Here is a 19,885-nt window from a genome sequence, read left to right as displayed (position 1 = left end):
CGCCAGCTTGCCAGTGGTCGCAAAAACACGACATTTGTATCTTGCTAGAACACGACATTCTCATGTTGCTCCTACATTGCTCCTACAAGAATGGCCGCGATACGACGGCGTTATGTCAAGCGGTCGACGCGCACGGGAAGGGTCGGAGATCTTGTAGTGCATTTAATGGCGCAGCATCCGGTCTACAACCATAGGTTTTCTCGCCCGATCGGAAGACGACGGCGACTTTATCACCCTTGGCTATCGTTCCAACCAGTTCTCGATCGTAAGTCCGCGGATGCGGCTGAACTCTTTTGTATTGTCGGTCACGAGTATGAGCCGCAGTGCATAGGCGTGAGCGCCAATCAAGAGATCGTTGCCGCCTATAGGTTGGCCTGCCGACTCCAACTCGGAACGGATGCCGCCATATTCTGCGTCGGCCGGGGCGTCTAGCGGCAATACAGGCATTGTTGCCAGGACGGCCTCTACCTTGGCAAGCAACTTTCCGGAGCCCTTTTTAGCGCATCCATAACGTAATTCCGCCGCAACGATGATGCTCGTGCATATCGACTTCGCATCAATTTGTTCGATACGACTTGCAACCTGTCCGAAGGGATTTCGGATCATGTCGCTGATAATGTTCGTGTCCAACAGGTAGCCGCTCAAAATATGTCCTCGGGGCGAGCGGGCATGTCGTCGACTTCCGGCAACTGATCTTCGGGTCCAAGCGGCGGCTCCCGTCTCCACTCGGCCAATAATTCAAGAATATTCGTCGGAGTTTTCACCGGCTCGATGATGAGTTTGTCGCCCTCCCGATGAATCAAGACACGGTCGCCCGGAAGCTCGAACTCGACGGGAATACGCACGGCTTGGCTGCGATTGTTACGGAACAGCCTCGCCTCCTTCGCCTTTGTCGATGGAACTGGGATTGGCAAATCGCACCTCCTTATGTATATACAAATTGTATATGCCCCAAGTAAGCGCGTCAAGGGTGCCCCGCATGCGGGGGCGCGGGTGCCGGGAGGAGCGTGTTCCGTGGATCAACAGAGCTCGCAGCTAGGTCTCGCCCGCTGATACCCAACATGTTCGTCCTTCTTCCGCCGAACGACTGGGTTACTACCGCCACATCCACCCGCAAGCTGCCAGCCGTTCTCGAATTTGCTAGCGTCGCCAATAGTGGCCACCAACGCATTCCCGGTGATCGGGCCGATGCCGGGGATCTTCTGATCTTGTCGAGCTTACGGCTCGCTTCCCTCTGGCGATGAGAGTCCTTGATTTGAGATGATCGGGCCGACGCCCCGGAAGCTGCCAGCCAGGTTCGTTGCTCGCGTCCTCGATGAAGTCGCAGACACCCAATTCAGGCGAGTCAGTCCTTGTGGCAAAACGAGGCCAAACTGGAGCAGCAACGCCGAATCCGATTCGATTATGCGGTGCGCGAAACGACGAATCGTTGGACCACCCGGGTAGCGCAAACTGGCTTGCTGCTCGCTATTCTTGAATGATGGGCCGATCACCGCTTCGAAGATCGCCTCGGTATCTACAGCGTCGTTCTTACTGGCGTTGACACAGGGCTTCACGTACTATGGTGCCATGAGCATGACGATATGGCCCAGCGCCTGCAGCTTGAGAGCCCGATCGTGCGAGCCGCAGCAGACCTCCATTCCGATCAAGCGAGGCGATACGAACGGCAAGTCACGGTAGATTCGGGATGTGGCGCGGTAGCGGTAGGCTCGGTGGTCTGACGGCAAAAAAGACGTTTCCAAAGCTAAGCGGGGCGCCCTTCGTCTTCGCGGTCCCCGCTGCTTGCGACGCGATGCGTCGAAATCAGTTCGACGAGCGAGCGAAGATTGGCGGGCTTGATCAAGTGGTGATCGATTCCGGCGGAGTTTGACTTTTGCCGGTCCTCGTCTTGCCCGTACCCGCTCAAAGCGATTAACAGACAGTCTTTCAGCACATCATCGGCTCGGATGGCTTTGGCGACCTCATATCCGTTCATCCCGGGAAGGCCGATGTCGAGAATGGCGACCCGCGGTGCGAATGCCCGTGCGACAGAAAGTGCAGCAAGGCCGTCGTGTGCGCATCGCACTTCATGCCCGTGCATTTCGAGGAAGATCTTCAGACTTTCGGTCGAGGCAATTGAATCGTCCACGACGAGCACCCGCACGCCGCGCTTGGGACACAGCGGAAGGACATCGGCAATTGAAGGCGGCTTCTCCTGTGAGACAGACGCCGGCAACTCAACGGTAAACTTAGCCCCCTTCCCGCGACCGCCACTCCAGCAACGAATAGAGCCTCCATGTAGCTCGGCCAGGTGTCGGGCGAGTGTCAACCCGATGCCCAAGCCTCCCTGCGCACGATCGAGCGCGCTATTACCTTGGGCGAAGAGATCGAACACGCGTGGGAGAAGCTTCGGCTCGATCCCCTCTCCGTTGTCGGTGACAGTGACCACCGCAACTCCGTTTTTGAAGGTGGTCGAGAGATTGATTTGTCCGCCTGGTTGAGTGAACTTGGATGCATTGTTCAACAAGTTCGCGACGACTTGCGTGAGACGAACGACATCTCCCTCAATGATTAAGTCGTTCCGACTCGCTTCATGCGTGAACGCTTGCGAGCGGGCCGCGAAGTGAGGCCGACTTGTCTCAATCGCGCGGTCGATCACGACTTTGAGGGCAAGTGGCACGCGCTGCAACGCTACTGTGCCGCGCGCAATCCGCGACACATCGAGCAAGTCGTCAACGATGCGCACCATGTGCTCAAGCTGGTTGGAAATTATCTCGGTCGCCCACGTCACAACCTTTGCATCCCTTGGCTCCATACCCTTCATCACGCTAACGGCGTTCGAAATTGGCGCAAGCGGATTCCGCAGTTCATGTGCCAGCATCGCGAGGAATTCGTTCTTGCGACGGTCCTCGTCCCGAAGCGCGGTGTAGAGGAACGCGTTCTCCAGCGCAATTGACGCACGACTCACAAACTCGGTCACCACGGGCTTTGCCTGATGGCGCTCGTCGCAATGAATCACTCCGAAGGCGATTACTGCCTTTCGCTCCTCGCCGTTCAACAAGGGGTAAAACCGGATCTCCTTCAAATCGATTGCGCCGGCGCCAGATGGCCAGCCGAATAAGGCAGCATCCCGGGACGCAAGGTTTTCGCTCGCGACCAACGTCTGCTTCGCGAGCTGGAAAAATTGCTCAAGCGGAGCGATGGTCTCGAGCGTCTGCCCTCGTTGCGAATCGACTTGAGCATGAACGGCCGGACCACAGCTTATCGAAGTGCGTGGGCGCAGTTCGCCGTCCAGTTCGAGGTAGACGCACGCGACATCGGCCAATGCGGGCACAGACGTGTCGAGGATGCGGGAAATGGTCGTCTCCACATCCAGCGAACGCGTGAGCAGATGGCTCGCCTGCGCCAGGAAATCGGCACGCTGACGGGCTTGGTCGGCAGACGCGCGCAGCGCCTCTGCCCGCGCGAGTTCCTCTCTTTGAGCGGCGCGGGCGCGCAGTTCGCGGTTCATCCTGTACATCTGCACGAACACCCGTACCTTCGCGCTAAGAATCTCCGGCACCACGGGAGACGAAATATAGTCCACCGCGCCGAGTGAATACCCGCGCGTCATCTCGACGTCGTCGACATAAGCCGTGACGAAGATGATCGGCGTCGATGCCGTCCGGCGATAGGAGCGCAGCATGCTGGCCGTCTCGAAACCATCCATGTCGGGCATGTTCACATCCAGCAGGATGACGGCGAAATCCTGCTGCAGCACCGCCTTGAGTGCCTCCCGCCCGGAGGACACCGTGATCACTTCCTGATCCGGGCCCTCGAGCACCGTGCGCAAAGCGACATGCTGGCTGGCAAGGTCATCCACCACAAGGATGCTGACCTTGTCTTCCGAAGAGACATCGAACATGGCCATGGCCCGGCTCCTAACGATGCAACCAGGCGTGCAGCACGGCGAGCAGGTCGTCGCGATTGACAGGCTTCGACAGATAATCCCACGCTCCCGCCTCGATGCACTTCTCGCGGTCGCCCTTCATCGCCTTGGCCGTCACCGCGATGATCGGCAACGCCTTGCCGACCGACCGCTTACGGATTTCGCGCATCGTGGCGAGGCCGTCCATCTCCGGCATCATGATGTCCATCATGACGATCTCGATTTCGGCATCGGACTCCACCTGTCGTATCGCATCCCGTCCGTTGTCGGCCCACACATGACGCATGCCGAGATCCTCCATGATCGTCGCGAGTGCGAAGATGTTGCGCATGTCGTCATCGACTATCAGCGCCTTGACGCCCTTCAAGCCGCTCTGCGACGCCCGCAGGGCATGCAGCATGGCGCCATGCTCCATGTCGAGCCGCTGCGCATCGATATGAAGCACGGCGACACTCAGATCCAGCAGCTGATCGCGGCTTGCCGCGTGCTGCACGATGAAGCCTTCCCTCGGGCGCTGCCAGCGCGCCGGCGGAACGGTGCCCGCCGCGCGCACGATGACCGGAAGTGGCGTAAAGCTGTCGCGCGAGGCAAGTGCCACTTCGATGTCCTCGGGTGCGACGCCGGCGATGTTGTCAGCGAGGACCAGCGCATCGACAGTCCGAGAAGACAGTTGCTGCAGCAGTGGATCGCGCGAGTCAGCAAAGACTACTTCAGCGTGCGCGTCCTGGAACGCATTGGAGAGCAACTCACGCTCGGTCATCGACGAGAGCGCCACCAGCACGATGTGCCGCTCCGCTTCGACATATTGGGCCATCGACGCAAGCGCGTCATCCAGAATCGCCTGCGATTCGATCGGCTTGGGCAGAAAGGCGAAAGCACCGGCGCGCAGCGCGCGCTCGCGCGATTCATCGGTCGAGATGACGCACACGGGGATGTGCCGAGTGGCCATATCGTTCTTGAGTCTCGCGAGCACCCGCCACCCCTCCATGTCAGGCAGAAACAGGTCGAGCGTGATGAGGTCTGGCTTGAACTGATTGGTCAACATCAGCGCGTACGCGCCGAGTGCGGTGGTGAGCGCCTTGAACCCTCGATGTCGCGCCGCATCGACCATCACCCTCGCGAAAGCCGGATCGTTTTCGACGATCAGCAAGACCCGTTCGCCCTGAACGATGTTGTCCCGATCATCAATGACGTTGGCGACCGCAATGTCGTGTGCGACTTCGACGACCGACTCCACGTGCGTCGCGCAGTCCGCGGCAGAATGGGTTGCGCCGGTCAAGTCGTTCGGGACCGTGACGCGCGGGCCTTCCCGGCGCGCGGGCCTTCTGCGCCCCGGCTTAGCGAGATCATTCGTCCGCGGCAGGTAAAGCGTGAACGTACTTCCCTCGTTAGGCATACTGGTCAGCCGAATTTCGCCGCCCAGCAGTTTCGACAACTCACGGCTGATCGCGAGGCCCAGTCCGGTGCCGCCATATTTGCGGCTGGTGCTGCCGTCGGCCTGCTGGAAGGCCTCGAACACAATCTGCTGCTTGTCTGCCGAAATCCCGATGCCCGTGTCGTGCACAGAAAAGGCGATCACACTCCCCGCACTGTTCAGGGTGTCGTTGTCCTCGCTCCAACCGTCGCGCGCGAGTGCGATCGACAACGATACATGTCCTTGGTGCGTAAATTTGAAGGCGTTGGAAAGCAGGTTTTTCAGGATCTGCTGCAGCCGCTTCAGGTCCGTCACGATTGACGCAGGCACGTCGCTGCCCAGATGAATGATGAAATCGACGTTGCGCGCTTCGGCAACGTGACGGAAGGTGCGTTCGACATACGTCGTCATGTCGGCAAGGCGATGCTCGGCGACGTCCAGAACGACTGTCCCCGACTCGATCTTCGACAGGTCCAGGATGTCATTGATGAGCAACAACAGGTCGTTTCCAGACGAATGAATGGTCCGCGAGTAGTCGATCTGCTTCGCTGACAAGTTGCCTTCGGGATTCTTGCACAACTGGTCGGACAAGATAAGTAAGCTGTTGAGCGGCGTGCGCAGCTCATGCGACATGTTGGCGAGAAACTCCGACTTGTACTTCGAGGTTAGCGCAAGTTGCTTAGCCTTGTCCTCGAGCGCCTGGCGCGCCTGCTCCACTTCCGAGTTCTTCCGCTCGACTTCCTGATTCTGATGGGCGAGTAGCCTTGCCTTCTCCTGCAGTTCTCCATTGGTTTGCTGCAGTTCTTCCTGACGGCTCTGCAGCTCGTGCGCGAGCGATTGCGATTGCTTGAGCAAATCTTCGGTGCGCGTGTTCGCTTCGATCGTGTTAATCACAATGCCGATACTTTCGGTTAGCTGGTCGAGAAACGCCAAATGAGTCGAGTTGAAGCATTCAAGCGACGCGAGTTCAATCACGCCCTTGACCTGACCCTCGAAGACGATCGGCATCACTAAAACGTTCTGCGGCACGACTCTCAGGAGGCCGGATTCGATCCGGTAGTCAACTGAATCCGAAGGCGCCAATAGGATCTTGCGCTTCTCGAACGCACATTGACCGACGAGCCCTTCGCCGAGCTGAACCCGATTGCCGTGCGAACGATGACCGTCTGACGCATAGCTCGCCACAAGCCTCAGTGATGCGGCTTGCTCGATCGTCTCGAACACGAAGAATTCGGCTTGCTGCACACCGACGACCGGAGCGAGCTCTGAAAGGATGAGTTGGCCAACTGCGACCAGATCCTTCTGACCTTGCAGCATGCGACTGAACTTCGCCAGGTTCGTCTTCAGCCAATCCTGTTCCGTGTTGAGCGCCGTCGTGTCCTTCAGGTTGCGAATCATCTCGTTGATCGTGTCCTTGAGCGCGGCAACTTCGCCAAGCGCCTCCACGGTGATCGAACGAGTCAAATCGCCTTGCGTCACGGCCGTCGCGACTTCGGCGATCGCGCGCACCTGTGTCGTCAGGTTAGCGGCAAGCTGGTTCACGTTTTCAGTGAGGCCCTTCCACGTACCAGCCGCGCCCGGGACCTTCGCCTGCCCGCCGAGCTTCCCTTCGACCCCGACTTCACGCGCGACGGTTGTGACCTGGTCGGCGAACGTGGCGAGCGTGTCGGTCATGCTGTTGATGGTATCGGCGAGTGCTGCGATTTCGCCTTTCGCCTCCACCGTAAGCTTGCGGCCCAGATCGCCGTTCGCCACAGCAGTCACCACCCGCGCTATGCCGCGAACCTGGCTGGTCAGATTGCCTGCCATGAAGTTGACGTTGTCCGTGAGGTCCTTCCACGTACCCGCGACGCCCTGCACATCGGCCTGACCGCCGAGCTTGCCTTCGGTGCCGACCTCACGTGCCACGCGCGTCACCTCCGAGGCGAACGAACGCAACTGATCGACCATCGTGTTGATGGTGTTTTTCAGTTCGAGGATCTCGCCCTTGACGTCCACGGTGATCTTCTTGGACAGATCGCCCGCCGCCACCGCCTTCGTCACGTCCGCGATATTGCGCACCTGGCTCGTCAGATTGCCGGCCATGAAGTTCACGGAATCAGTCAGATCCTTCCAGGTGCCAGCCACACCCTGCACGTCGGCCTGTCCGCCGAGCTTGCCTAGCGTGCCGACCTCGCGCGCGACCCGCGTCACTTCAGAAGCGAAGGAACTCAACTGATCGACCATCGTGTTGATCGTGTTCTTGAGTTCGAGGATCTCGCCCTTCACGTCGACGGTGATCTTCTTCGATAGGTCGCCGGCCGCCACCGCCTTTGTCACGTCGGCGATATTGCGAACCTGGCTCGTCAGGTTGCCCGCCATGAAGTTAACATTGTCGGTGAGATCCTTCCAGGTACCAGCCACACCCTGCACATCGGCCTGTCCACCGAGCTTGCCTTCCGTGCCGACCTCGCGCGCCACGCGCGTCACTTCCGACGCGAACGAACGCAACTGGTCGACCATCGTGTTGATCGTGTTCTTGAGTTCGAGGATCTCGCCCTTGACGTCCACGGTGATCTTCTTCGAGAGGTCACCGGCGGCCACCGCCGTCGTCACATCTGCGATATTGCGCACCTGCGCGGTCAGGTTGCTGCCCATCGAGTTGACGGAGTCGGTGAGATCCTTCCACGTTCCGGCCACGCCTTGCACGTCGGCCTGACCGCCGAGCTTGCCTTCGGTGCCGACCTCGCGCGCAACGCGCGTCACCTCCGAAGCAAACGAACGCAACTGGTCGACCATGGTGTTGATCGTGTTCTTGAGCTCGAGGATCTCGCCTTTGACGTCGACGGTGATCTTCTTCGAAAGATCGCCCGCGGCCACGGCCGTCGTCACATCCGCGATGTTGCGCACTTGTGCAGTCAGGTTGCCGCCCATCGAATTAACCGAATCGGTCAGATCCTTCCACGTTCCCGCGACACCCTGCACGTCGGCCTGTCCGCCAAGCTTGCCCTCGGTGCCAACCTCGCGCGCCACACGCGTCACTTCCGACGCGAACGAGCTCAACTGGTCCACCATGGTGTTGATCGTGTTCTTGAGCTCGAGGATCTCACCTTTGACGTCGACGGTGATCTTCTTCGAAAGATCGCCCGCGGCCACGGCTGTCGTCACGTCCGCGATGTTGCGCACCTGCGCGGTCAGATTGCTGCCCATTGAATTGACGGAGTCAGTCAGGTCCTTCCACGTGCCAGCGACGCCTTTCACCTCGGCCTGACCGCCGAGCTTGCCTTCCGTGCCGACCTCGCGTGCCACGCGCGTCACTTCTGACGCGAAAGATCTGAGTTGATCGACCATCGTGTTGATGGTGTTCTTCAACTCGAGAATCTCTCCTTTCACATCGACGGTAATTTTCTTCGATAAGTCGCCCGCCGCCACCGCTGTCGTCACTTCCGCGATATTGCGCACCTGACTCGTGAGATTGCCGGCCATGAAGTTGACGTTGTCGGTCAGATCCTTCCAGGTTCCGGCAACGCCTTTGACATCTGCCTGACCGCCGAGCTTGCCTTCGGTGCCGACCTCGCGCGCCACGCGCGTCACTTCGGAGGCGAACGAGCGCAACTGATCGACCATCGTGTTGATCGTGTTCTTCAGTTCGAGGATTTCGCCCTTGACGTCCACGGTGATCTTCTTTGACAAGTCGCCTGCGGCGACCGCCTTTGTGACTTCCGCGATGTTTCGCACTTGGCTCGTCAGATTGCCGGCCATGAAGTTCACCGAATCGGTAAGGTCCTTCCATGTGCCGGCCACGCCCTGCACATCCGCCTGACCGCCGAGCTTGCCTTCGGTGCCGACCTCGCGCGCCACGCGCGTGACCTCAGCGGCAAACGTGCCGAGTTGCTCGACCATCCGGTTGATGATCTTCGCCGTGCGCAAGAACTCGCCTTCGAGCGCGCGTCCGTCCGCTTCTAGCGCCATGCTCTTGCTGAGATCGCCTTGCGCGACAGCACCGATGACGCGCGCCACCTCGCTCGTCGGGTGAACGAGGTCGACGATGAGCGAGTTCACCGAGTCGATCGAACGCCGCCAGAAGCCGCGGGGATCGGGCAGCGTGGCGCGCTCGTAGATGCGGCCTTCTTTGCCGACTGCCTGGCTGAGCCGCGCGAGCTCGTCGGACATAAGGATGTTTTGGTCTACGACATCATTGAAGACATCGGCGAGCTTGCCGTGCAAGCCGGTCCAGTCGGCGGGAAGCGACGCGCCCTCTCCCTTCCTTAGGGCAATGAGCGCACTATGGATCTCTCGGGTACATGCGTGCGCTGTGTCAGACTCATGGAGGAGCGCGTTGGTTTCGCGGGCTTGCTGCAGCCAGAACCCCTTCAGCCCTTCTTCGTCGACGCTACGACGATTGCCTGAACGTGCAGTCGAACTTCCCTTTACACGCCCGAGCGCTAACGACTGGCGCGCGCATTGGTCAGCCAGTAGGTTCAATTCAGCGGCTAGCTGTCCTTTCAGGCCCGTCCAATCGACCCGAAGAGTTAGATCGCTATTCCCTTCCCGCAAGGCGGCAACGCTCCTTACCATCATTTCGAGGTCGTCGCCAGTCAGCGCACATTCTTCTACGGATATAGTGTCCATTCAATTCCCCGTTTTAGGCGTTTCCGGGCGTCCGGGTCGCGCGCGATCCTACATCGATATACATTAAGCGACGCTTAGCGCGACTGCACGAAATTGCGAGCAACCAGGCTGATCGAACCATTTTGCATGGGCCGCGCAAATGTTACTGTTTAACTGACGGGAACCGGTAGTTTTTCTCAAGCTCTACTGCTGCGCCACAGCAAAGCAAGCGAAGCAGCGAAGCTATGACCAGCGCACCACTTCCACGTCCGGCAGCCGCGGGCGATCCGCCGGCAGAATCGGGAATCGACCGTCGGTAAGCCTCTCGCTTTGCCGTCGTTGTCGCCCGGTCACCGTGCATTGGAAGTCGACGAGTTCAAAGACGCAAGGCCTCCTTCTGTCGAGAAGAGACTGGGTCGCACACTCGGAACGGCACACGTAAAGCCGCCGCGACGACCGGGGACCGCGTGGGCGGCGATCGCGATTGCATCAAAATCGACAAGCCGTTCGCACGAGCTCGCTGCAAAAGAGACATGTCGCCTCGCACGCGAGATGATTGAAGCGATGGTGGCTCTTGCCCGCCCGCTGGGCATGAGAACGGTTGCGGAAGGCATCGGCAACGAAGCGGAACGCGTCGTTATAACAAAAAGCGGTTGCGATGCCGGGCAGGGAAATTTCATTGGCAAACCGAGCTCGGCGAGCCGCATCGATCCGTTCGCCGTTACCCGGTTTGCGCCGGCAGGAGCTTCGTCGTTGCTCGTGCGCTCGGGTCGATCGCTTCGCGGTAAATCGCCTTGGCTTGTTCGATCGTGATTTTCATCGACTGTCCGTTGTCCGCCTGCATGATCATTGAGGTCAGACTGGAGTCCGCTCAGAGACGTGTCATTAAGCGCAAGATGCGCGGATCATGCCGGACATCGATCACCATCTCAATCCTGATGTTGGCTGCGTCGGCATGCACCGGGTTGAGAATGTAGTTGTATGCGAAAGGCATCACCGCGCTGGGTACTTTGAGCAACGCTGTCGATCCACCCTCGAGCCATTCGCTCCCGGCCGATTGCGTGTACGACTGGTCCTCTCTCCAGTTCTCGGGTAAATCGCTTTCGCCCAACTCAGCAATGGACGCGCTTTGGCTGACCGCAACGCGCAGGAGGCGATAGGAGTCGGGAAGATCCGAGGTAGACCGGATTTCCTGATGAACGAGCGTTTCGAGCAGCGCGCCGGCCGGATGCTCGGCCAAATAGACCACTGGCCATCCGGCAAAGTGCCATCGACCCGGTGCACGCAGGCCGCCTATGCCTTTGAGGTCGGCGTAGTTGCTGATCCTCCACAAGACCATCAGGCGAAGTATCCTTCGGCAATCTGCACCAGTGCGTCCTCGACGAGACGAGCGCCATGCTCGGTCGCTGCCATTTCAAGGGCGGTAAGGCCGGCGAAGCGCTTTTGCGGAGTGCGCAACCAACTCAGTGCCTTTTCGTTGCTGCCGAACGCAGTATTGACTTGCGCGACGATCCTGGCCAAACGGATTGCTCGATCAGACTCTTCCGTCGACAGGCGTTCGTGTTGCTGCCGTCGATGCGTGAGCGTGCGCCGGGGAATGATGAACGCTAACTCGTCCGCCTTCAATCCTCGAGCACTGAGGCGCTCAATTACATCGACGTCGATGCGCTCCCGAGCCAATCCGGCGAGATCAGCGTCATCCCGTACGCGCGCATCCAGCAACTTGCCCAGCAGCGCGTACTCTGCCCGGCGCGGGTTGCCGGCGCCAGTTGGAGTAAATGCAGTCATTTCCACAATCTCTCCTTTTGGCAAAATGCCAAATCATTATAGGCGTTTTGCCGAAGAAAACGCAACTGTCAGACCTATCGCCTCTTTGAGCCGCGCCCCTTCGCCTGTAGGCACACACTAACTGATTGTCCTTGCGAGTTTTTTCCTGGCGTTTCCCTTTCATATAGGGTGCGCGCCGTCAAAGCTGCGAATCGAGGACTTCGACATGTCGCCAGTTTCGTACGTCAGGCACCCCTACCCGAGCGGCGGCCTCGCTCTCGGTCAGAAACTCAACCGGCCGTGCTCGCAGCGTTTGGGTGCTGCACCGACACGCTATAAAGCTCCAGATCCGTTGCTCGCCTTCGTGGAGGCCCTCTGATAATGCCGACAATCGGAGCGACCGGAACAGAGATCGCAAACCGTTGTGTGCGTGGATGCATGACTCGGCATAATCAGGAAGTCTGCATAACGTAATCGAGCGCGACATTCGACCATTCTGCTGCAGATGTCGACCCTGCCTGATCAAACGCTGCAATGCGCCTGAAACGATGCGCAACGCCGGCCGCTACCTCTGGACTGCTGGTGTATCCTCGGAAGGTAACCGCAGCGATGCCGCTGCTGCAACTCGAGACCGGCGGTCACCACGCCTCCCTTGACGAACGAAGAATCCGCGCTAGTACTCGCGGATCGTCATATCGCGGAAGCGCTGGAGCGAATCGCGCTGCAAGAAAAGCGCGTTAGCGATCAGAAGGAGTGCGGACGAGATTCGTCGAATCGGAACAACTCCTGTGCATCATGCGCGACATCCTCTGCTCCTTTACGGAGCACCGGCGCCAAATTGCGGAAGAGCTCGAAAGAGAGCGGCGCCATCTGAAAACCCTCGACCCCTGAGCAACGTCTCGATGACGCGTTAAGACATCCGCATCCGGTGTGCTCAAACGAGCGCTTACCTTAAAACTGGCCTGCGCGCTCGTCTGCTGGGATATCTTCAGCCGAACGGAGCGGTCTTTTGAACTGGCCTTTTAGAACGGTAGTTTCCCCAACAAGCCAATCTCGATTTACCTTCGAAACGCAATTTCGCCCACCGCCACGCCCCCATCCTCGCCTGGCACGTCAGCAGCGAACAATTGCTGGGGGCGTCAGTTCGAAATTAGCGCCAGGACTCGCAACGGACTTCCTGACCCATCGTGTATTTTTAACGGCGCTGAGACGATCACAGCGCCCGTAGCCGGCAATTGATCGAGGTTCTTCAGACACTGCAAGCCGTACCGATTAGAACCGTGCATCAGCGTGTGGCACGGATACGGGACAGCCCAGGCGTACGACTGACCGGCATCAGTATTGATAGTCTCGACGCCGAAGCCGTGCACCTTCCGCTCGTGTATGAGCCATTCCACTGCTTCCTGTGTCGGGCCCGGCGTATGTGCCCCATCCTCGCGCATATTGAGGAATTCAAGAGGATCCATGCGTTTGGACCAGTCCGAGCGCAATAGTACCCATGCACCGTTCGGAATGCGCCCGTGCTTCGCTTCCCACGCTTCCAGAAAACGAACGGTCAGAAGCCAGTCCTCATTGGCCGCCACCTCCGCGCTCGCGTCGAGCACAACCGCCGGTGCGATGAACTTACGGACGTCTATGGTATCCACGGTATTCTGCTCGTGGTCCTTGCCCGTTACCCAATGCACGGGAGCATCGAAGTGCGTGCCAGTGTGTTCACCGCACGAGAAATTGTTCCAGTACCAACCCGGGCCCTGCTCATCGTACTGACTGATCTTCTCCATCTTGAAGGCCCAGACCTGACCAAACTGCGGCGGCAACTGCAATGCGGGGAAATCGGGTGACAGAGTTTGCGTCAGGTCGACCACGCGGACACGACCGCTCGCGAGGTCGACGGTAAGTTGCTCAAGACTGTTACTCATGCTGGGCTCCGTTTTCTTGCTCGATGGACTCTGAATGCACTGCGTGCCGCCCGCAGTGCGCATAACCATCTGACGCCTCTCCAATTCTTCCCACCTGCTGCGTTGTCTTCAGCCGAGAAACCATTCAAAATCATGTTTAGCCCGTCGTTGGCGCTTCGCGACATGCCGCCGCGACGGCACGAACGTCCGCTGCTAACGGGCGCGTCCCTTTACGACTGCACACCACCCAAGTATGAGCAAATCACCTGTGAGCGGTTTCGTCGATGACTACACGCCCGCTCTGCTCGCTCAAGTCAGCCAGCTCATCTCCGGCGAATTCCATGCGATCGTACAAGCCGCCGGCTTCGAAGTCTCCGACTGGCGGGTGCTCTCGACGCTTTCGGAAGGCAAGACGATCAGCATCGGTCAGCTGGCCCAAATGACGGTCACGAAGCAGCCCACCGTGACACGGTTGCTGGACCGCATGGAAGCGCAAGGCTATGTCGAGCGCGTTCCGCACGATACCGACCGACGCGTCACACTGGTGCGCATCACGCCGCAGGGCCAGAAGCTCGTCTCCGCCCTCATCAAGCAGGCGAAAGCTCACGAAGAGAGAGTGCTGGCGCCGCTTGGAAAAGCCAAGGCGGATCAACTCAAGGCCACCTTGCGCCTACTTCTCGACCTACACCGTCCGTCTGCGTAATGCCTTCCGCCACCGGTTCGTTCAGCGGTTAGCCTCGGCGAACCGTTCTAGGCCGCGCCATCTTGAACTTCGCCGCCTCTCCAATTTCGAAGTAGTCTGCGGGACCGCCGCCGCGCATGACCGGGCGCGCGGCTGCCGTTACGTATCCGCTGTCGGTCAACAATCCACGCGCGATGTGCACACCGACGACCTCCCCGATCACCATCCACGTATCGATCAGGTGGCCATCCGCGCGCCGCAACTGCATCACCTCAGACACCCTGCACTCGAACGAAACCGGGCTTTGCGCTACGCGAGGAACCGAGGCTTCAGCCACTTCGTTGCCTCCATAGCTGCTCCGGTTGCTTCCGGCTGGAGCGGTTGCCGGGCGGGGCTTGCACCCGCTGGAAAGCGCCACCTTTTCACGGCGCACACCTGTTGCCGTCATTCAAGAATCGAGTACTCCAGCGACCGGTTCGGGACGCGCAACCGACATATGGAGCTTCGGGCAGACCTCATTCTTGCCGGATTGCATCAAAGCCGACACAGACCCATCTGTCCGCACCGCCCAAGTTGCTCCAGAGCAATCGACTTGCCTCTCAGGGATCGACGCGCAATGGCCGAACTCATGAGCCTAAGGTGTTCCGCGAGCGCTAAGGTGCATCTGTAGGATGCGGCGCGACGCATCCAGCTAACTGATATCGCCGGTCAATTTTGGCGGATTGGCGCGTGCGCATCAATGCGTCGACACTCCTCTTCGCGCCTGTGGATGTGCCACCGATTGAACACGCGATGCCGCGCCCATAGTCGCTAGCGCGCGCCTATCCCAGTCCGAAAGACTGCTAGCAGGTTCGGCCTTCATGAAGGCTAGCCGAGCAATATTGTTGCTGAGTGGTTCCTCGCGACTGCCTTGTTGAGTTTCTACACCGACTTATTGTCTTTGGAGATTAGCAATGCTCAAGAAACGAGCGGGCAACGTCGTGCTTTCGCCGTCCGCACTGGGGCCAGTCGTCGTTGCGTCAGCCGCGTTGCTCACCGCCGGATGCGGCGGAGGAGCCGACACCGGATCGGCGACGAGCCAGACGGCCTTGGTGAATTGTTCTGACCTCTCGTCCGTGACAGTAGCCGACACGACCTTCACCCTTACTAAGAACATGCCAGCAGGCGATTTCGCACCGCCCACGGGCGCGACTATCAAAGACCTGCCGGCCTTCTGCAGAGTCGCGGCCACTGTCAAGCCGACGTCCGACTCCAACATCAAAGTGGAACTGTGGCTTCCGACCGCTTGGAACGGCAAATACCTCGGCACAGGAAACGGAGGCCTGGGCGGCACTATCGACTACGAAGCCTTGGCCAATGGCTTGCGGCGCGGGTTCGCCGTTGCCAATACTGACCTCGGTACATCGGCAGGCGTGGCAAGCATGATCGGGCATGTCGAGACGATCGTCGACTTCGGGCATCGCGCGACGCACCTGATGACCACATTATCGAAGGCGCTCGTCAACCGTTTCTATGCAAAGGCGCCCTCCTACTCTTACTGGTTCGGATGCTCCACCGGGGGTGGTCAGGGCATGCACGAGGCACAACAGTATCCGCAGGACTACGACGGCATCGTGGCTGGCGCACCGGGTGCCGCTCGCGTCCCTGCGCATCTTTCTTACCAGTGGGCGTGGGCCGCGACCCAGCAAGATCAGACGAGCAATCTCACAGTCGCTAAGCGCAAGCTCTGGGCCGACCATGTCATGAGCGCTTGCGACGAGCTGGATGGACTGAAGGACGGCGTCATCGGCCGGCCGGACATGTGCAAGGTCGATCCAGCGGTGCTTCAGTGCAAGTCCGCCGACGCTGCTGATTGCCTAACAGCCGGGCAGGTCAGTGCACTGCGCAAGATTTACGCGGGACCCACCAATCCTGTGACAGGCGCACAACTGTCCTATGGATATCTGCCCGGTACCGAACTCGATTTCTCTACTGCGGCGACTACGCCGACCTCGGCGCCGCCCTTCCCCTTTCCATTTCAGTGGGTATGGGGGGTCAACTGGGACTGGAGAAGCTTTAACTGGGCTAGCGACGTTGATGTGATGCACAACACCCTAGACTTCGCAGTGGATGCATCGAATCCTGACCTCACCGCATTCGCGGCGCATGGCGGAAAGCTCATCGTTTTTCAAGGACTCGCCGATGGCATTCAGGTGCCGGGAGCTGCGATTGCCTACCGCCAAAGTGTCGAGAACCGCATGCCAGGCCAGTCCGATAAATTCATGAAGCTGTTCACCGCACCGGGAATGGATCATTGCCGCAATGGCGTCGGCCCGAACGTTTTCGGTAACCTTAATCCAGGATTTCCAATTGCGCCAGACGATCCTACTCATGACCTTTTGGCCGCCGCGCAGTCGTGGGTCGAGAAAGGTCGCGTGCCCGACCAGCTTATTGCGACCAAGTACGCGAACAATTCCCCGACCGGCGCTGTTGAACGGACCATGCCTTTGTGCCCGTGGCCGAAAGTCAGCAGATACAACGGCACGGGCGATGTGAATTCGGCCGATAGCTTCAGCTGTGTTGATCCGTCCTAGCGCAAGAAACGCGGAGTAAGCACGGCGTTCGATCTCGCCTACACGGGCGTCCTGTCGGTGACGGGGCGCCTGCTCCATTGCGTCCGTTACGTGTTGCGGATGATGCGGACGGGAACGCTCACACAGTACGCCTTGCCGATATTATAGCCCACACTACATCGCATTCCAGAATATCTAACCGGATGAACGCAATTCATATAGGCCATTATTGTCCCGAATTTGACGGCGGAAAATCACTCTTCGATACTCGATTCCGCTCTGCACAGCAGAGTCCGCCGCAGCAAACGGTCATGGCGGTAATGTATGCGGGATCATAGAGGGGACGATGGCATCATGACTACACAGAGACGTAAAGCTCTAGGGAAGACCAACCGGGCTGTGCTGAAGCAAGACACGCTGATGCGCTTGCCTGCACTGCTCACCTTTCCAATTCTCGCGGTGGCGCTGTCTGCTTGTGGAGGTGGCAGCTCTTCGAATTCCTCTGATCCCACAATTGCGATGACGGCCGATGGTGCTGTCCAGGGCGTGGCGGCTAACGGCGTGGTGGCGTACAAGGGTATTCCCTTTGCGGCTCCTCCCGTCGGGAACTTGCGTTGGCGCCCCCCTCAGCCCGTGTCTGCTTGGAGTGGTGTGCGACAGGCCACTTCTTTTGTTCACGACTGCATGCAAACGAGCGGTCCGAATCCCGCGCTGACGGTCGCCCCGTCAGAAGATTGTCTGTACCTCAACGTATGGCGCCCGCAGAACAGCACTGGTAAGAACTTGCCTGTGATGGTCTGGGTCTACGGCGGTGCTTACGTCGTTGGCGGAACATCGATGCCGCACTATGACGGCACGCAGTTCGCCAAGGAAGGGGTTGTTATCGTCACAGTCAATTACCGTCTCGGTCGCTTCGGCTTCTTCGCACATCCTGCACTCACCACGGCCGCTGCTCAGTCAGGCGAAACGTTGGGTAATTACGGTTATATGGACCAGATCGCCGCCTTGAAATGGGTACAGCGTAACATATCAAATTTCGGCGGCGACCCCACGAACGTCACGATATTCGGTGAATCGGCTGGAGGTGAATCTATTCACAACCTGCTGACATCGCCGTTGGCATCAGGACTGTTTGCGAAGGCGATCAATGAGTCCGGCAATGGACGCGTCAACCAGTACTATGGCCGTACGCTCACGCGTAACGTCAAGACGGTCGGGGCTTCGGCTGAAGAACAGGGCGCTTCATTCGCCAGTGGACTGGGAATCAACGGGAGTGACGCCAGTTCGCTGGACGCCCTACGTGCGCTTTCGGCAGACCAAGTCCTCGACGGGTTGGACACCTCAACGTTGAACACATCGCACAGCCTGGCCACGTTCTCGGGCGGCGCGATCATCGACGGGAAAATTGTGGTTGACGAACCGGAGAATCAGTACAAGGCGGGGCACTTTGCGAAGATCCGCTCATGATTGGGGTGAACAATGCCGACCTCGGATTTCCGAGTCGAGGCATTACGACGAAGGAGCAGGCGTACGCGATCTTTGGCCCTCAAAACTCGAGCGCTGCCGCTGCGGCGTTCGATCCGAGCGGCACCGCCTCTGTGGCGTCCATTGAGAGCCAAATTTCTCGTGTCATTACGATGGATGAGCCCGCACGCTTTGTAGCCAGAATTTTTACGGCTAACGGCGCGCCGACGTATCTCTATCGTTTTTCATATGTCGCTCAGTCGATCAGAGATAAAGTCGCCGGCGCCACGCATGGTGCAGAGATTCCGTACGTATTTGACACCCTTTCCGCGTCCTACGGGACGGCTGTCACGAGTCAAGACGAACAGGTGGCGCGTAACATGATCGCCTACTGGACCGCGTTCGCAAAAACGGGAAATCCGTCTAACGCGGGTCTAATCAACTGGCCGGCATACAACACTGCACTCGACAACCAATTGGAATTCAATTCAGCAGGCACCTTGCAGGTGAACCAGCCGAGTCCGTTGAAAGCCCAGATGGATCTTGTTGAGCCGCTTAATGACGCAAATCAAACGGTAAATCGACAGTATCAGTAATTGCTCGGCACGACTAGGTCGATGAGGTCGCTATGCGCGGCTGCCATCGACCCTCGTGATTTCCAGTGAGGTCACCGATGAACTTCAAGCGTTGAGCGGCGCGGCGGGTGCCCCTTTCTGCCGTCAGAGTGAAGTGGGCAGTAGTTGCTGAGCGCGGTGCCGCGCGGCCTGCGCTCTGCGCGGTCACGGACGCGATACCGGCGGATGCGGTGCCCACGCTCGATGCGGATCAATACGAGTTGGCCGACGTCACGATCCAGATAGCCGAGGACGCGGGCGGGCGCATGCGGGCGCAACTCGACGCGTTCCATCGAGGATGAGTGGCTGCTTTCGCAGGCGGAAGCGACGCCTGGCAATCGAAGCATTAGCCTGTGCGAATGACGCTTTATGGCCGGCTTGCGGCAGTGCCGCCGGCAATCAGGTTACCGAACAACAGCCATTCAGCGAGGACGGACGGGGCCTCCGTTAGCCAAACTGGACGACGGCCTCGATCGGGCCGCTCATGGCCGACTCGAGGTCGCTATCACAGCGATCCGGAGCCGCTCTGCTTTGCACGGGGCCGCAGGGGGCTTACTTATCCACAGCTTACGTGGATAACTGTGTAGATAACGCCCCGACGCATGCGCTATGTTCTTGATGGGAAACGTCAAAACGCATAATGATGCGTGTCAAAGCAAAATTGAAATGTCGTACCACCGGCTAACTACAGATGTCGTGTTTTTGATGTGTGATTGGCTCTGTTTTCAACGGTTTGAATCCACGTAGTGTTGAAGACGGTCTTGATTGGACCGGGGCGTTTCAGACTGTTCAGCGAGTGCGAGCAGACCGTTGGCCAGGTGTTGAAGGCGTCTTAGATTGCTGCGCGACCTGCACGATTGCTTGATCCAGATCGGCTCGGGTGAATGCGCGCGACTTCTTCGTGCCGGGCAAGGGCTTGTGAGTGCGCACCGCAGCACCTCGGTTTGTGCGAGACGGCGAGCCTGAGATCCGACGGTTATCGCGCTGCGCCTGTAAC

At 59.0% G+C, this 19,885-nt stretch carries 13 protein-coding genes and 1 pseudogene; 5 read left to right on the top strand and 9 right to left on the bottom strand.

The annotated features are described in order from the left end of the window. Positions 1–240 precede the first annotated feature (240 nt). The 5 genes from NCT05_RS31955 to NCT05_RS31935 all read right to left on the bottom strand — a co-directional run bounded on the left by NCT05_RS31955 (position 241) and on the right by NCT05_RS31935 (position 9,785). Positions 241–645, bottom strand: a complete 405-nt coding sequence (locus NCT05_RS31955; protein WP_250504053.1) for a type II toxin-antitoxin system VapC family toxin — start codon at positions 643–645, stop codon at positions 241–243. Continuing rightward, on the bottom strand, positions 642–914 hold the full coding sequence (locus NCT05_RS31950; protein WP_250504052.1) for an antitoxin: 273 nt from the start codon (positions 912–914) through the stop codon (positions 642–644). The genes NCT05_RS31955 and NCT05_RS31950 overlap by 4 nt, the downstream gene beginning before the upstream one ends. A 105-nt stretch (positions 915–1,019) precedes the next feature. Next, on the bottom strand, positions 1,020–1,163 hold the full coding sequence (locus tag NCT05_RS37090) for a hypothetical protein (protein WP_350030100.1): 144 nt from the start codon (positions 1,161–1,163) through the stop codon (positions 1,020–1,022). Positions 1,164–1,744: 581 nt separating this feature from the next. Beyond that, positions 1,745–3,889: an ATP-binding response regulator gene (locus tag NCT05_RS31940; protein WP_250504051.1), complete on the bottom strand. Its 2,145-nt coding sequence runs from the start codon at positions 3,887–3,889 to the stop codon at positions 1,745–1,747. Between the two features lie 10 nt (positions 3,890–3,899). Then, a complete protein-coding gene (locus NCT05_RS31935; RefSeq protein ID WP_502801812.1) occupies positions 3,900–9,785 on the bottom strand; it encodes a hybrid sensor histidine kinase/response regulator in 5,886 nt (1,961 codons plus the stop codon). A 456-nt stretch (positions 9,786–10,241) separates the two neighbouring features. Between NCT05_RS31935 and NCT05_RS37085 the strand changes: the two are divergent. Beyond that, positions 10,242–10,589: pseudogene (locus NCT05_RS37085) on the top strand (EAL domain-containing protein); the annotation flags it as partial. Between the two features lie 193 nt (positions 10,590–10,782). On the opposite strand, the gene NCT05_RS31930 reads toward NCT05_RS37085, so the two are convergent. The 3 genes from NCT05_RS31930 to NCT05_RS31920 all read right to left on the bottom strand — a co-directional run bounded on the left by NCT05_RS31930 (position 10,783) and on the right by NCT05_RS31920 (position 13,597). Next, the gene (locus NCT05_RS31930) at positions 10,783–11,253 is read right to left on the bottom strand and encodes an RES family NAD+ phosphorylase (RefSeq protein ID WP_250504054.1); all 471 of its coding nucleotides are present in this window, start codon (positions 11,251–11,253) and stop codon (positions 10,783–10,785) included. After that, entirely contained in the window at positions 11,250–11,705 is a 456-nt protein-coding gene (locus NCT05_RS31925; protein WP_250504049.1) for an Xre family toxin-antitoxin system antitoxin, read from the bottom strand. Before NCT05_RS31925 ends, NCT05_RS31930 begins: the two co-directional genes overlap by 4 nt. Positions 11,706–12,817: 1,112 nt before the next feature. Further along, entirely contained in the window at positions 12,818–13,597 is a 780-nt protein-coding gene (locus tag NCT05_RS31920) for a cyclase family protein (protein ID WP_250504048.1), read from the bottom strand. Positions 13,598–13,829: 232 nt separating this feature from the next. Between NCT05_RS31920 and NCT05_RS31915 the strand changes: the two genes are divergently transcribed. After that, a complete protein-coding gene (locus NCT05_RS31915; protein ID WP_250504047.1) occupies positions 13,830–14,279 on the top strand; it encodes a MarR family winged helix-turn-helix transcriptional regulator in 450 nt (149 codons plus the stop codon). Positions 14,280–14,307: 28 nt separating this feature from the next. On the opposite strand, the gene NCT05_RS31910 is transcribed toward NCT05_RS31915, so the two are convergent. Continuing rightward, positions 14,308–14,706 (bottom strand): flavin reductase family protein, encoded by a 399-nt coding sequence (locus NCT05_RS31910; RefSeq protein ID WP_284507609.1) that lies wholly within the window; start codon positions 14,704–14,706, stop codon positions 14,308–14,310. Positions 14,707–15,211: 505 nt separating this feature from the next. On the opposite strand from NCT05_RS31910, the gene NCT05_RS31905 reads away from it, so the two are divergent. The 3 genes from NCT05_RS31905 (at position 15,212) to NCT05_RS31895 (ending at position 18,870) form a co-directional block, all read left to right on the top strand. After that, a complete protein-coding gene (locus NCT05_RS31905; RefSeq protein WP_250504046.1) occupies positions 15,212–16,831 on the top strand; it encodes a tannase/feruloyl esterase family alpha/beta hydrolase in 1,620 nt (539 codons plus the stop codon). Between the two features lie 333 nt (positions 16,832–17,164). After that, positions 17,165–18,277, top strand: a complete 1,113-nt coding sequence (locus NCT05_RS31900) for a carboxylesterase/lipase family protein (RefSeq protein ID WP_250504045.1) — start codon at positions 17,165–17,167, stop codon at positions 18,275–18,277. Further along, entirely contained in the window at positions 18,274–18,870 is a 597-nt protein-coding gene (locus tag NCT05_RS31895) for a carboxylesterase family protein (protein ID WP_250504044.1), read from the top strand. Before NCT05_RS31900 ends, NCT05_RS31895 begins: the two co-directional genes overlap by 4 nt. The last annotated feature ends 1,015 nt before the right edge of the window (positions 18,871–19,885 follow it).

It is taken from the genome of Caballeronia sp. AZ7_KS35, assembly GCF_023631045.1.
Lineage (GTDB): Bacteria > Pseudomonadota > Gammaproteobacteria > Burkholderiales > Burkholderiaceae > Caballeronia > Caballeronia zhejiangensis.
The sequence above is the reverse complement of the archived record's forward strand: the minus strand, read 5'-3'. Positions and strand labels throughout refer to the sequence as shown.

Excerpts from the sequence above, each read along its gene's own strand:
- NCT05_RS31900 (WP_250504045.1), top strand. The coding sequence starts at position 17,165 with ATGACTACACAGAGACGTAAAGCTCTAGGGAAGACCAACCGGGCTGTG.
- NCT05_RS31920 (WP_250504048.1), bottom strand. The coding sequence starts at position 13,597 with ATGAGTAACAGTCTTGAGCAACTTACCGTCGACCTCGCGAGCGGTCGT.
- NCT05_RS31905 (WP_250504046.1), top strand. The coding sequence starts at position 15,212 with ATGCTCAAGAAACGAGCGGGCAACGTCGTGCTTTCGCCGTCCGCACTG.
- NCT05_RS31895 (WP_250504044.1), top strand. The coding sequence starts at position 18,274 with ATGATTGGGGTGAACAATGCCGACCTCGGATTTCCGAGTCGAGGCATT.
- NCT05_RS31940 (WP_250504051.1), bottom strand. The coding sequence starts at position 3,889 with ATGGCCATGTTCGATGTCTCTTCGGAAGACAAGGTCAGCATCCTTGTG.
- NCT05_RS31915 (WP_250504047.1), top strand. The coding sequence starts at position 13,830 with ATGAGCAAATCACCTGTGAGCGGTTTCGTCGATGACTACACGCCCGCT.
- NCT05_RS31910 (WP_284507609.1), bottom strand. The coding sequence starts at position 14,706 with ATGACGGCAACAGGTGTGCGCCGTGAAAAGGTGGCGCTTTCCAGCGGG.